Genomic DNA, 13,207 nt, shown 5'->3' on the forward strand with positions numbered 1-13,207 from the left:
ATGATTTGGTCAGGGATGTCCCAGGATGTTCATATAATGGTGAAATACCTGAGAAGTCATCGAGTCGAACCCAAATTGCCGGACGAATTTTTTAGCATTGGTGATACAGCGGTCTCTTAGCGTTTGATCATCTAACATCCGGATGACCTGGCCAGCTAATTCTTCTGCATTTTTAATGGGAGCAGTCAGTCCGGTCTCCTCATTTTTAACCAGTTCCGGAATGCCTCCGGCCATAGTACCAACCACCGGAATTCCCCCTGAAAATGCATCCAGGATGGTTGTACAAAGGCCCTCTTCTTTACTGGTCACCAGGAGGATATCGATGTCCTGGGCCAGGTCCGCTACATCCGGCCGGAATCCGGTAAATATCAGCTCATCAGACATGCCTGCCCGGATGGCATAAGCTTTAACCTGTGCCATTTCACCACCATCTCCTCCAATGGCGAAATAAGTCGCACGAATTCCTGCCTGTTTTAGAACCTTAATAACATTCACAAAGGTGTAATAATCCTTATGTGGAGCCAAAGAGGCAATATTGGCAATGATTAAATGATCCTCCGGTACATTAAAGGTGCTCCTAAGTCCTTTGGCAGGATCCTTGGGTGACCCAAAACGGTCCAGGTCTATGCCACTGTAGACGGTATGTACGATTTCTTTCCGGCGAATATCAGGTAACAATAACTGCCGGATGAATTCAGAGACGCACATTATGGTTTTAATGCTGGCGTGATTGTATTTCCAGCGGGAGAAAATGTTTGGTTTGATGGGGAAATCTACGCGACGGTGGAGTACGAGAGGAGTTTTGTGTTCCGAAAATGTATTTGCCAGGACGCCATAGGTGTGGGCATGTGAATCGTGCAAATGGATCAGGTCAGGCTGGATCCTTTTAACCAACCGGATTAATTGCCGCACCACCTTTGGACTGAGGTTAGCTTTAGGATAGGTCTCATGGGGCCATTGATGGGTTTGACACCAGGAAGCCAGTGGAGAGCCCTCCGGACAGAATACGAATTGTTCGGCCTGCATTTTATGCAATCCTTCCACCAGATAAGCAATTTGCTGTTCGCCTCCGCGCCAGGTCAATGCGGATGAGATGTGCAGGATTTTCATGGCCTGGCAGAACCTTCAAGGATCAGGCAAATGCTCAGAACAAAGACCATTGCCCCGATCTGATAAATGATAAAAACATCAAACAATAGCAGAAAAACAAAGAAGATCAGGACAGAAACAGCCAGGGTTCGGGTCCAGCTATCAACGATTCTCATAGCTTTCTTTCCTACGAAATACAGTAGCCAGATAAAATAGCCAAATGCCAGTAACCCGGCATTTGCCCAGATAAACAAAAATTGATTGTGCGCATTGGCATCCAGATCAAGTCCGATATCCCGGTCTTCGTTATAGGCATCCTGCAAGTCACGCCGGTAATCTCCAACTCCGACTCCCGTCAAAGGATGCCCTGCGATCAGGCGATAATGATTTTTAATGGATAACAACCTTCGCAAGGTGGTAAAATGCCGGTAATCCCATTGTTTGTATTCGCCATTTTGCAACAATTTCATCTCCCAAAAGAGTTGATCATAGCGAGCTTTTACCGGTTCCAGTGTTTGAAATAATAGGGCTGGCGCTAAAACGAAATAACCAATAAACAGGATGGTGCCCAGGCCCCATTTCTTGGCAGTATTCCATTGATTTGGATTGGCATAGGTGCTTTCAACCCATTTCCAGATCCAGATAAACAGGATCAATAAAAGCCCGAGTTGTGCGCCACGTCCGCCAAGGAATAGAAAAGTGGTGACGATGATAATTGCGCTGCCGGTAATCCATTCACTCCAGATCTTTTTTTGCCGCATCCACAATAGTCCCAATAAAGCCAACCCCAGCAAATAGCTAAAATGCAACCGGTCAATGAATGGGCTATACAAACCAAATTTAATCCGGCTCTCAAGGTATTCGTAGGGATTCAGACCGGGCACGTGATTACTTATCCAGCTGGTCGTTGCTTCCGGCAATACAAACAGCAACAATGTTACGACACTGGTGAACCCACAAGCATAAATAAATAACTTCAGGAATCCAGTCAGGTGGGGGAGCAGGCGTTCCCGGTGGGCCACCCAGATCAGAGGTAAGGTCAGTAAGATGTTCTGTTGATAACAAAACTTCAATGCGGTGGTCAATTGATCGGAATACAGAACACTGATCAGATAAAAAACCAACAGGCCGCTGACGGCGAAAAATGTGCGGTACTTGCGCCAGATTGCTGAACCCGATTGGATGAGATCAGGAAGCGCCAGTAAAAGCAAAAAGGTGAGCGCTACCGAACTAAGCGCCTTGGAAAAAGGCAGTCCGGCAATCATTGCCGCAAACGTGTAATAAACAGATTGATCCTTCGTCAGTCTAAAGCGCATAATGCATGAATTCGTCCAGACCTTCCAGTTTCCCGGCTGCTACAAAGTAACCATTTTTAAGGCCCTGGCGAAGATACTGTTTGCGCTGTTTGGTTTCCCAATCCAACAGGTGTCCACCGGCCTCTTCCAGTACCAATTGCGGTGCCGCCGTGTCCCAGGCCATGGTAGGGCCAAAACGGGGATAAAAATCAGCTAGTCCTTCAGAAATGCGCGTGAACTTCATCGATCCACCCAAAGGAGTTGGAACCGGCTCATTCAGTCCGGCAAGAATGCTTTTTGTAGTATCATCCAGGTGGGAGCGGGATACCACCACCCGTAATGCCTGGTCTTGAAGATTGGCGGGTTTGGCCTTGATTTGTTCCGTCTGACCGGAGCCCCAGTCCAGGCGGAAACTGCCTTTCCCGGATGCAGCATAGTAGGTACAGTAGTGAGCCGGTAATACGACAACGGTTACAATTGGATATCCATTTTCCACCAATGCAATATTGACTGAAAACTCCCCATTGCGTTTGATGAATTCCTTGGTGCCGTCCAAAGGATCGATGACCCAATATTTTTCATTTACTGGCCATTGCATGGTGGACCAATTGCTCTCGTCTTCCTCACTGACCATCGGGATTTCCGGAGTCAGATTGGTTAAGCCGGCCTTGATGATTTTATGAGCAGCCCGGTCAGCAGCTGTTAATGGTGAATTATCCCCCTTGATCTCTACAAACAGATTTTCCTGCGCATAGATATTCAGAATTTCATCTGCAGCATTTCGGCCAATTTCCAGCAAACCTGGTATATAAGGGTGAATCATAGTGCAATTTTATTTTCCTTCATAGATAAGTGTCACACATTGTTCCGGCACGAAGTATTTATTCGCGATGTCCATTAATTCCGGTATTGAACGATCCATGAATTGCCGGTGATAGTCCAGATAAGCTTCGGGATAGCCCAGCCACGTTGACTCGGATAACAAAGAAAGCTTCCTTGCCAGATGGATGCCCTGAAATTCAAAGGCATTTTCCCGTTTATGTTTGACCGCCTGGATACCTCCCGGCTTAAATCGGCCATTTTTAACCTGATCCAGATGCCACCAGATGCGTTTTAACACCTTGTCCACTGAGCTGTCTGGCAGCAAATGGGCCTCGATCATAAACTGGCCGTGCTCCATTCCTCCCGTGAGATAAACGTCAATATCGAGCAGCCATTGCCGTTTTTTGATCAGGTCCTGGTATAGAGGGCTGGAAATATTTTGCGACATCCATTGACTCCAGAAATCCAGGCCTACATAATCCGGGTCCCGGCGACCAGGCATCATGAATGCTACAAAAATTACCGTCTGGGATACGTCGACCGGTTTAATGATTTCCTGAAAACCCTTGGTATATTGATATGGAGTGAGTGCGGCAGATCCAACAGGATAACCTGGCAAGCTGCCAAAATAATGCAGTACCGACTCACGGGTTTCCTGCCACGATTGTGGGCCAGCTATGGCCAATACCGTTTGCCCTGGCTGGTAATATTGCTGATAGAAATAGGCGACATCATCACGGTTTATACGTCGGATGTCCTGATCGTCGTAACCTATCACCGGCCACCGGTAGGGATGATCTTCGTAGATGGCTTCACAAAGTAAATGCAGTACATCCCCAAACGGCTCGTCGAGACAGGTCTCTTTCCATTCCTCAATGACCACTTTACGCTGGGTGTCCAGGCCTCGCTGGCTTAGTCGCAAATTCGTCATCCGGTCACCTTCCAGCTCGAGGTAGGATGTTAGATTCACAGCGGGGAATAAGGCGTAATAATAGGCGATGTCCTGGTTGGTAAATGCATTCCCATCGCCGCCAGCCAGCTGCAGAATTTTGTCGTAACTGCTGAAGCGCCGCGTGCCCGTATACATCAGGTGCTCAAACAGGTGTGCCATTCCGGTCCGCTGATGAGGGTCATATCGTGATCCTGCCTGATAAAGCAAACTGACCGCACTCTGTTTGGAGAATACATCCTGGTGGTGGATGACCCGCAATCCATTCGGTAATATTTCGTATGTGTAGGGTATCTGCATGAACCGGCAAAGTTATTATTAAAAGGTTTAAGGTTGACTGTTGAATGTTGAATTTTAGGTATCACGGTTAACCTGCTATTACCTTTACCTTGTCAACTAAATTCTAACGTCAATGGTCAAGTATTGAATGGCTGATGACTAATCTCTAAAATCTCACTAATTTTAGGCATGTCCAATCCCTGGAGAAATAAGTCCCTGAAGTTGGAGTATAGTGCTCGCAAGGACTCCAATCTGCCGGATCCGGGCCTCCCCGGACGTTCCCCGTTTACGCGCGGACCATATGCTTCCATGTATCTGGGCAGACCCTGGACGATCCGCCAATATGCTGGCTTCTCTACGGCAGAAGAAAGCAATGCATTTTACCGGCGCAATCTGGCTGCCGGCCAAAAAGGCTTATCGGTGGCCTTTGATTTGCCTACCCACCGGGGCTATGATTCGGACAATCCCCGCGTACAGGGTGATGTCGGAAAGGCTGGTGTAGCTATCGACAGCGTCGAGGATATGAAAATCCTTTTTAATGGCATTCCACTGCAGGACATGTCGGTGTCGATGACCATGAATGGTGCAGTCATCCCCATTATGGCTTTTTACCTGGTGGCCGCCGAAGAACAGGGTGTCGGGCCGCAACAATTAGCCGGCACCATCCAGAACGACATCCTGAAGGAATTCATGGTGCGCAATACCTACATCTATCCGCCGGAGCCATCCATGCGCATTGTTGCCGACATCTTTGCCTATACGTCACAGCACATGCCTCGCTTCAACTCCATCAGTGTGAGTGGGTATCACATGCATGAGGCCGGTGCCTCCGCAGCGCTGGAACTGGCTTATACCCTGGCGGACGGCTTAGAATATGTGCGCACGGGCATCAAAGCCGGACTGGATGTGGACGATTTTGCGCCGCGTATCTCCTTTTTCTGGGGCATTGGCATGGACTGGCTGACCGAGATCGCTAAGTTGCGTGCCGGACGATTTCTTTGGGACCGCCTGATGAGTGCCTTTGCACCTAAGAATCTCAAGAGCCGGATGCTGCGCACGCATTGCCAGACGTCAGGCTGGAGCCTCACCGAACAGGATCCGTTTAATAATGTGGCCCGCACTTGTATCGAAGCCATGGCTGCGGTATTGGGGGGCACCCAATCATTACATACCAATGCGCTGGATGAAGCACTGGCGCTCCCTACCGATTTCTCCGCCCGGATTGCCCGTGACACCCAGTTATACCTACAGCGGGAAACAGACATCTGCCAGACCATCGATGTCCTGGGCGGTTCGGAGGCATTGGAGAAAAGGACCCTGGAACTGATCCGGGAAGCAGAGGCCTACATTAAGGAAGTTGAAGAGTTGGGCGGGATGACCAAAGCCATCCAAACCGGACTGCCTAAACGGCGCATCGAAGCCATGGCTGCCGAGAAGCAAGCGCGTATCGATCGCGGTACCTATCCAATCGTAGGGGTTAATAGCTATGAGGTGGATGAGACGACGGAGGTGGAGTTGCTGGAGGTTTCGCTGGAAGACGTTTTAACCAACCAGCTGGCCGGCCTGGACCGGATACGGCGTACCCGCGATGAGCATGCTGTAGCCAACGCCTTGCAAGAACTGGAAAGAATTGCCTTGGATGGGTCCGGTAATCTTCTGGAAGCCGCAGTGGTGGCTGCTCGTGCCCGGGCGACGCTGGGTGAAATAAGTATGGCCATGGAGGAAGCTTTCGGCCGTTATCAGCCGCAGGTGGACACCATCCAGGGCGTATATGCAAAAACCATGGAACAAGATTCGGAATTCAAACTAGCTATTGCCAGGGCCGATGCCTTTGAATCGCGCTATGGCCGTCGCCCGCGTATCCTGGTATGTAAGCTGGGTCAGGATGGCCATGACCGCGGTGCCCGCATCATCGCATCCAGCTTTGCCGATATGGGTTTTGACGTCGATGTAGGACCACTCTTTCAGACACCGGAAGAAGCTGCCCGCCAGGCGGTGGATAACGACGTCCATTTCATCGGGATCTCATCGTTGGCTGGGGCTCACAAAGCGCTGATCCCGCAGGTCATCGAAGCCCTGAAGCAGGCTGGCCGGGAAGACATCCTGGTCATCGCCGGCGGAGTGATCCCACCGCGGGATTATGAGGCGTTGTTTGCTGCCGGCGTAGTGGCGGTATTTGGTCCGGGTACCCACATCCCTGAGGCAGCAATTCAGCTGCTGGATCTGTTTTTAAAGTAGGGAGGAATTCAGACTATAAATAACCGCGACGCCACCCCATCCGCCTGCAGCTTTCCTGCCCCGGTAAGAACCACCTGATCCTCAATCTGTTTGACCATGCCTTCCTGATTAAGTCGTTGTAGTTCCTGGGAGAATAAAGCGAAGTATTCATTAAAATTTTCTTTAATGTGATGGATGGAAATACCCCACATCGTCCGCAGTCCGGTCATGATGTATTCGTTGTAGCGGGTGGGGAGGTCCAGCGTTTCTTGCTCGTAAGGTATTTTATCCTCCTCGAGGATGGCTTTGATGTACTGGGGATTGTGAGCCACATTCCATTGACGGGTAGTACCATTATACGAATGTGCGGACGGACCGACGCCCAGGTAAGGGATTCCTTGCCAATAACTGGTATTATGCCTGGCATGATGGCCGGGCTTGCCATAGTTGGAGATCTCGTAATGATCGTATCCGGAAGCTTCCATGCGATCCATCAGGAATAGAAATTGCTCGGTAGCAAGGTCATCGTCAGGTGCATCGCTTTTGCCATTACGGATCATACCGGCGAGGGCAGTCCGGGGTTCTACGGTCAGGCAGTATGCGGACAGATGCGGGATGGCATATTCCAAAAACAGATTCAGGTTTTCCTCCCAGTCCTTCATGCTGGTGGTGGGGCTGCCATAGATCAGATCCATCGTAAGCTGCGGAATTCCGGATGCAGCGATCCACTCCAGGCATTGCCGGGCTTGGCGGGAATCGTGCGCGCGGTTCATCCATTGCAGGTCGGCATCGTGAAAGGACTGGATGCCAACACTCAGCCGGTTAATCCCGATGGATTTCCAAAATTGCAGCGTCTCCGGCGTGATGTCGTCAGGATTGGCCTCCAGGGTGATCTCGGCCCCAGCGTCCACCGAGTGCAGCTGGTGGATAGCTGCAAACAGCCGGTCCAGTTCTTCAGAAGTCAACAGGGATGGGGTGCCGCCCCCCAGATAGATGCTTCCTACCTTCGCTCCCTCCAGGTAATCCTGTTGCATTTCCAGCTCCCGGACTAATGCCTCCACCATTTGTGGTTGTAGTCGCCTGGAAGTACTGAAATGGAAGTTGCAATAATGGCACTTCTGCTTACAGAAGGGGATATGGATGTATATACCAGACATCACGATTTTTTAGATAACGGATTCTCCCTTTGAAGGGGGATAAAGGGGGATGTTTCCATACATTCAACCTTCAACCTTCAAAACTTTAATCAGAAGCAGTCCGTCACGAACAGGCAATAGTAGGGATTCCACCCGGTGATCGTTCTTGACTTGTAGCGCGAATTGCCTCAAAATACGTGCATCCGGGTCATCCGGATCATCGATGACCTTCCCCGACCACAGCAGGTTATCAGCCAGGATAATTCCGCCAGGATTCATTTTTGGCAATATGGCTTCGAAATACGCGGGATATTCCCTTTTGTTCGCATCGAGAAAAGCCAGATCGAAAGGGCCTGGCAGACCGGCCAATAAGGTCAGGGCATCTCCTTGATGGCAGGTGATCCTGGATTCGAGTCCGGCTTCGTGTATGTATTTATCGGAGATGTGCCGGTACTCTGGATTGGCTTCCAGGGTGTCCAGATGGCCATGTTCCGGCAGCTGCATACCGATGCAGATTGCCGAATACCCGGTGAAGGTGCCAATCTCCAACGCATGCTGTGGCCGAACCCAGGCCGTGATCCACTGCAGGACCTGCCCCTGGAGATGGCCGGAGAGCATCTGCGGGTAGATGGTCTTCAGATACGTCTCCCGCTGCAGTGCTTCCAATAGCGGGTGTTGCTCCCGGGACATTTCACCGCAATAATCCTGGATGGCGCGGTAATCGTTCATAGCGCTTGTTTTTTCCGTAGTTGCTTCTTTAAGAAAGGATGGCTGAAGATCGCCAGCAAAATGACGATCACGCCCAGATAAAAGGTCGAATTCAGTTCTTTATTGTCATGAAGGATCAGCCAGGCCAGGATGATGCCGTAGACCGGCTCCATATTTAATGCCAGGCTGGTGGTGAAGGCGCTCAGATGGTTGAGTGCATTGAGGGACATGGCATAGCCTAGCGTGGTGCATACCAGCGCCAGAATCAGCAAATAGACCCAATCCAGATCTCTCGGCCAGAATGCAAGAGGCACCGGCTCAACCAATTGCACAATGGGTAGCAGGATGCTGACCAGGATCCAGGCTCCGCTCATCTCCAGAAATGTGATGGTCAGGGCGTCGCTGTCCTTGATGTAGTTTTTATTTAGAACGGAAAAGGATACGGCCAGTAGGGAAGCTACCAGGCCTGCCGCTATGCCGGCCCACATGCTAAAATCAATACTGGATACCACCAGATACATGCCCGGGATTACCATTAATCCCAGCAGGACTTCCATCGGGGCCACCTTTTTTCGAAAAAACCAGGGTTCCAGCATGGAGGCAAAGAGGGCGCCGCTGGCAAGCGTTACCAGGGTGATGGATGCATTGGAGAGTTTTACCGACCCGAAAAAGGCTACCCAGTGCAATCCGGCGAGAAATCCGATCCCAATAAAACGGAGCATGGCGCGCCGGGAAAGCTTTTGCAACGTTTGCCGGGGGCGGATGATCAGGTACAAACTGATGGAAGCCAGAAAAACGCGCCACCACACCAGGGTCAGCGAGGGCAGCGTGATCAGGTCACCCAGGATCGCGGTAAAACCGAACAATACGACTGCGATATGCAGCTCCAGATATGCTCGCTTTTCTCCGGACTTCCAGTTCATCCGGTAAATATACTCGATCAGTCAATTGCTTGGGTGCCAGGCTTGTTGAGTGAGGTTCTTCATCCTGGCTGGTATGGGAACTTTTTCTATTTTTGCCCCTCAAATTCATGCAAGCATGGCGCTACTGGTAGGAGAGGTCGCACCTCAGTTTACATTATACTCCGATGAAAAAAAGCCGGTTAGTCTTAGTGACTTTAAAGGGCAACCGGTGGTCATCCTATTTTTTCCGCTGGCATTTACCCGCACCTGTACCACCGAGTTGTGCTCGATGCGGGATGAGCTGGGTTGGTATCAGGCATTAAATGCCCGGATTCTGGCTATTTCAGTGGACTCACCGCAGACGCTGGCAGCCTTTAAACAGTCTCAACAGTACAATTTTCCATTGCTATCCGACTTCAACAAGGAGATGATTCGTGCCTATGGAACGATCTACGAAGAGTTTGGATTAGGGATGCGGGGAGTTGCAAAGCGAAGCGCTTTTGTGGTCGATAAAGAAGGAATTATTCGCTATGCTGAAGTGTTGGAAAATGCCGGAGAACTGCCTAACTTTAATGAAATCAAGAAGACGCTCCAAAACTTAGCTTAATATGTCCCGACCTTTGTGGCAGCAAATATTTGAGGAAGACGAGGAGGTACTCCTGGCGGATCTGGACACCGATCTGGGGAAGCAGGCACAGTTGGTCGTCTACAACGATGACGTCAATACCTTCGATTGGGTGATCCAGTGCCTGATGGAGATTTGTCAGCATACGGCTGAGCAGGCCGAACAATTAAGTATGCTCATTCATTTTAAGGGCAAGGCTACGGTCAAGACCGACCAGTTTGAGGTGTTAAAACCAAAAAAAGATGCCCTGATCGATCGTGGCCTCTCCGCCGTAATCGAATACGAAACCAAACCTTCCTAACCGGGAGGATTATGTCCCCGATTTACCTGATACCACCTGATGAGTTGGTCTTTCCGCATCCGAATGAAGCCAGCCCGGATGGTATTGTTGGCATTGGCGGGGATCTGAGTCCCGAGCGACTTTTATTAGCCTACCGCTTTGGGATTTTTCCCTGGTATGGGGAGGGTGATCCGATCATCTGGTGGAGCCCGGACCCCAGATTGGTTCTCTTTCCGGATAAACTGAAGATTGCCAAGAGCATGCGTCCCTATTTGAACCAGGACCGGTTTCGGTGGACCACAGATCAATGTTTTTCAGAGGTTATTCACCGGTGCAGTACTTCCTATCGCAAAGGCCAGGACGGGACCTGGATCTTGCCCGAGATGGAAGAAGCCTATATTAAATTGTACCTGATGGGTTACGCACATTCGGTTGAAGTGTGGCAGGAGGATCAATTAGTTGGGGGTTTATATGGGCTGCGGATTGGTAATGTCTTTTATGGTGAGTCCATGTTTACTGAAGTACCCAATGCCAGCAAATTTGGATTCATCAAGTGGGTGCAACATTTGCAGGGTGAAGGAATCGTATTGATCGATTGTCAGCAGGATACGGCACATTTACGTCAGTTTGGTGCGGAATTGATTTCACGGGAATTATTTCTGGATTATCTGCGCAGCAATTGGATGAGGTCATCGTAGCTGACTGGATGAAGCCCATAAATCCAACTTATAGAATTAAAGCATTAAAAAAGGCGGTAAAATACCTTGAAGGCATGCGTCAAAGTCCCCTCCCTGGAGGGTATTCAGGGGTGGGTCGTTGATTGCGATATTTTTTTGGATGATATGGGATAAAGGGGCTCCCATTTCCATCGCTTTTGCTCAGGATGACAATCCCTCCTAGGAGGGGATTGTGTAATGCTGGGGGGTGAAGTTAGATAGGGGCATCAAATGGACCCTGTTTAATGCGTACAAAATATTTAAAAAAAGCAGTAAATACCTTGACAGCATGCGCTAAAGTCCCCTCCCTGGAGGGGATTCAGGGGTGGGTAGTTGATTGCGATATTTATTTGGATGGTATGGGATAAAGGGGCTCCCTTTTCCTTCGCTTTTTCTCAGGATGACAATCCCTCCCAAGAGGGGATTGTGTAATACTGAGGAGATATTGGGTGCGGATAAATGTTCTTACACTAATTAAAAAATAAGTAAGATTATCGTCAGAAATATTGTTTTTAAATTAACACGACCCACCCCTTTTATTCCCCTCCCAGGAGGGGATTGTGTAATGCTAGGGGGTGGAGTTAGCTGTGCGTCCCATGGATCTCTTTATAGAATTCAATAATTATCAAAGACAAAGTAATTCTTTGATGGCATGCGTCAAAGTCCCCTCCCTGGAGGGGATTCAGGGGTGTGTTGTTGATTGCGATATTTTTTTGGATGGTATGGGATAAAGGGGCTCCCTTTTCCTTCGCTTTTGCTCAGGATGACAATCCCTCCCAGGAGGGGATTGTGTAATGCTGGGGTGAGTAATTAGTTGTGCGCATCCATTGGATCTCATTATTGAGCTGAATAATTACCAAAGACAGAATAAATCTTCGATGGCATGCGCTAAAGTCCCCTCCCAGGAGGGGATTTAGGGGTGGGTTACTAAAGAATTTATTATATTTATTATTCATTAAATAATACAATTCCATTGCCACGAAAAATTATACCCTACGAGCCATACTTGGTGGATCTTGCCAGGCAGCTGCGGAAGAACATGACTTTATCAGAAGTCTTGTTGTGGAATCAACTTAAGAATAAACAAATGTTGGGTTTTGACTTTGACAGGCAAAAACCACTTGATCGTTATATCGTGGATTTTTACTGTAAAGATTTACAACTTGCTATAGAAATTGATGGTACATCACACGACGGAGATGAGCAGTTTAAATTGGATATTAAGCGGCAGAAAACGCTGGAATTATTAGGTGTTCATTTTTTGAGATTTGATGACAAGGATGTGAAGAAAAACATGACTGGGGTTTTGTTTGTAATTGAAGAATGGATAAAAAAGAATAGCGATTTTGATAAAGACCCACCCCTTTTCCTTCGCTTTTGCTCAGGATGACAATCCCTCCCAGGAGGGGATTGTGTAATGCTGGGGTGAGTAATTAGTTGTGCGCATCCATTGGATCTCATTATTGAGCTGAATAATTACCAAAGACAGAATAAATCTTCGATGGCATGCGCTAAAGTCCCCTCCCAGGAGGGGATTTAGGGGTGGGTTACTAAAGAATTTATTATATTTATTATTCATTAAATAATACAATTCCATTGCCACGAAAAATTATACCCTACGAGCCATACTTGGTGGATCTTGCCAGGCAGCTGCGGAAGAACATGACTTTATCAGAAGTCTTGTTGTGGAATCAACTTAAGAATAAACAAATGTTGGGTTTTGACTTTGACAGGCAAAAACCACTTGATCGTTATATCGTGGATTTTTACTGTAAAGATTTACAACTTGCTATAGAAATTGATGGTACATCACACGACGGAGATGAGCAGTTTAAATTGGATATTAAGCGGCAGAAAACGCTGGAATTATTAGGTGTTCATTTTTTGAGATTTGATGACAAGGATGTGAAGAAAAACATGACTGGGGTTTTGTTTGTAATTGAAGAATGGATAAAAAAGAATAGCGATTTTGATAAAGACCCAGCCCTTTTCCTTCGCTTTGCTCAGGATGACAATCCTTCCCAGGAGGGGATTGTGTAATGCAATGGAGTGGATTTAGCTTGGTGAATACAATGGATCACTTTGTAGTGTTTAAATCATTAAAAAAGGCAGTAAAATACCTTGAAGGCATGCGTCAAAGTCCCCTCCCAGGAGGGGATTTAGGGGTGGGTCGTGCTTTTCTTTATTAA

General features: G+C 48.5%; 13 protein-coding genes. 6 read left to right on the forward strand and 7 right to left on the reverse strand.

What is annotated here, in order from left to right; genetic code table 11:
* Positions 1-9: 9 nt before the first annotated feature.
* The 4 genes from H6570_01325 to H6570_01340 are packed head-to-tail and all read right to left on the reverse strand — an operon-like array spanning position 10 to position 4,455.
* Positions 10-1,110, reverse strand: a complete 1,101-nt coding sequence (locus H6570_01325) for a glycosyltransferase family 4 protein (GenBank protein ID MCB9317896.1) — start codon at positions 1,108-1,110, stop codon at positions 10-12.
* Positions 1,107-2,405, reverse strand: a complete 1,299-nt coding sequence (locus H6570_01330) for an O-antigen ligase family protein (GenBank protein ID MCB9317897.1) — start codon at positions 2,403-2,405, stop codon at positions 1,107-1,109. The genes H6570_01325 and H6570_01330 overlap by 4 nt, the downstream gene beginning before the upstream one ends.
* Positions 2,395-3,207: a 3'(2'),5'-bisphosphate nucleotidase CysQ gene (gene cysQ, locus H6570_01335; protein ID MCB9317898.1), complete on the reverse strand. Its 813-nt coding sequence runs from the start codon at positions 3,205-3,207 to the stop codon at positions 2,395-2,397. The genes H6570_01330 and cysQ overlap by 11 nt, the downstream gene beginning before the upstream one ends.
* Positions 3,208-3,216: 9 nt before the next feature.
* Positions 3,217-4,455 (reverse strand): insulinase family protein, encoded by a 1,239-nt coding sequence (locus H6570_01340; protein ID MCB9317899.1) that lies wholly within the window; start codon positions 4,453-4,455, stop codon positions 3,217-3,219.
* Positions 4,456-4,623: 168 nt separating this feature from the next.
* Here H6570_01340 and scpA point away from each other — a divergent pair, with 168 nt between their 5' ends.
* Complete coding sequence (gene scpA / locus H6570_01345) at positions 4,624-6,672, forward strand: methylmalonyl-CoA mutase (protein ID MCB9317900.1); 2,049 nt, start codon at positions 4,624-4,626, stop codon at positions 6,670-6,672.
* A gap of 8 nt (positions 6,673-6,680) precedes the next feature.
* Here the strand turns inward: scpA and hemW are convergent, their stop codons facing one another.
* The 3 genes from hemW to H6570_01360 all read right to left on the reverse strand — a co-directional run bounded on the left by hemW (position 6,681) and on the right by H6570_01360 (position 9,418).
* Positions 6,681-7,808 (reverse strand): radical SAM family heme chaperone HemW, encoded by a 1,128-nt coding sequence (hemW, locus tag H6570_01350; GenBank protein MCB9317901.1) that lies wholly within the window; start codon positions 7,806-7,808, stop codon positions 6,681-6,683.
* A 63-nt stretch (positions 7,809-7,871) separates the two neighbouring features.
* Positions 7,872-8,516 (reverse strand): O-methyltransferase, encoded by a 645-nt coding sequence (locus H6570_01355; GenBank protein MCB9317902.1) that lies wholly within the window; start codon positions 8,514-8,516, stop codon positions 7,872-7,874.
* Positions 8,513-9,418: an EamA family transporter gene (locus tag H6570_01360; GenBank protein MCB9317903.1), complete on the reverse strand. Its 906-nt coding sequence runs from the start codon at positions 9,416-9,418 to the stop codon at positions 8,513-8,515. The genes H6570_01355 and H6570_01360 overlap by 4 nt, the downstream gene beginning before the upstream one ends.
* A 115-nt stretch (positions 9,419-9,533) precedes the next feature.
* Between H6570_01360 and H6570_01365 the strand changes: the two genes are divergently transcribed.
* The 5 genes from H6570_01365 (at position 9,534) to H6570_01385 (ending at position 13,058) form a co-directional block, all read left to right on the forward strand.
* Entirely contained in the window at positions 9,534-10,004 is a 471-nt protein-coding gene (locus H6570_01365) for a peroxiredoxin (GenBank protein ID MCB9317904.1), read from the forward strand.
* 1 nt (position 10,005) lies between these two features.
* Positions 10,006-10,323: an ATP-dependent Clp protease adaptor ClpS gene (locus H6570_01370; GenBank protein MCB9317905.1), complete on the forward strand. Its 318-nt coding sequence runs from the start codon at positions 10,006-10,008 to the stop codon at positions 10,321-10,323.
* An 11-nt stretch (positions 10,324-10,334) separates the two neighbouring features.
* Positions 10,335-11,000 carry a leucyl/phenylalanyl-tRNA--protein transferase gene (locus H6570_01375; protein MCB9317906.1) on the forward strand — a complete coding sequence of 222 codons (666 nt, stop codon included), beginning with the start codon at positions 10,335-10,337 and terminating at the stop codon, positions 10,998-11,000.
* A gap of 991 nt (positions 11,001-11,991) precedes the next feature.
* Positions 11,992-12,408 carry an endonuclease domain-containing protein gene (locus H6570_01380; protein MCB9317907.1) on the forward strand — a complete coding sequence of 139 codons (417 nt, stop codon included), beginning with the start codon at positions 11,992-11,994 and terminating at the stop codon, positions 12,406-12,408.
* A 206-nt stretch (positions 12,409-12,614) separates the two neighbouring features.
* The gene (locus H6570_01385) at positions 12,615-13,058 is read left to right on the forward strand and encodes an endonuclease domain-containing protein (GenBank protein ID MCB9317908.1); all 444 of its coding nucleotides are present in this window, start codon (positions 12,615-12,617) and stop codon (positions 13,056-13,058) included.
* Positions 13,059-13,207 lie beyond the last annotated feature (149 nt).

Source organism: Lewinellaceae bacterium (assembly GCA_020636135.1).
Classification (GTDB): Bacteria; Bacteroidota; Bacteroidia; order Chitinophagales; family Saprospiraceae; genus JAGQXC01.

Bases quoted from the DNA above. Each gene is read 5' to 3' on its own strand.
- H6570_01370 (MCB9317905.1), top strand. From the start codon at position 10,006: ATGTCCCGACCTTTGTGGCAGCAAATATTTGAGGAAGACGAGGAGGTA.
- H6570_01360 (MCB9317903.1), bottom strand. From the start codon at position 9,418: ATGAACTGGAAGTCCGGAGAAAAGCGAGCATATCTGGAGCTGCATATC.
- H6570_01330 (MCB9317897.1), bottom strand. From the start codon at position 2,405: ATGCGCTTTAGACTGACGAAGGATCAATCTGTTTATTACACGTTTGCG.
- H6570_01355 (MCB9317902.1), bottom strand. From the start codon at position 8,516: ATGAACGATTACCGCGCCATCCAGGATTATTGCGGTGAAATGTCCCGG.
- scpA (MCB9317900.1), top strand. From the start codon at position 4,624: ATGTCCAATCCCTGGAGAAATAAGTCCCTGAAGTTGGAGTATAGTGCT.
- H6570_01375 (MCB9317906.1), top strand. From the start codon at position 10,335: ATGTCCCCGATTTACCTGATACCACCTGATGAGTTGGTCTTTCCGCAT.
- H6570_01340 (MCB9317899.1), bottom strand. From the start codon at position 4,455: ATGCAGATACCCTACACATACGAAATATTACCGAATGGATTGCGGGTC.
- H6570_01325 (MCB9317896.1), bottom strand. From the start codon at position 1,110: ATGAAAATCCTGCACATCTCATCCGCATTGACCTGGCGCGGAGGCGAA.
- cysQ (MCB9317898.1), bottom strand. From the start codon at position 3,207: ATGATTCACCCTTATATACCAGGTTTGCTGGAAATTGGCCGAAATGCT.
- H6570_01365 (MCB9317904.1), top strand. From the start codon at position 9,534: ATGGCGCTACTGGTAGGAGAGGTCGCACCTCAGTTTACATTATACTCC.
- hemW (MCB9317901.1), bottom strand. From the start codon at position 7,808: ATGTCTGGTATATACATCCATATCCCCTTCTGTAAGCAGAAGTGCCAT.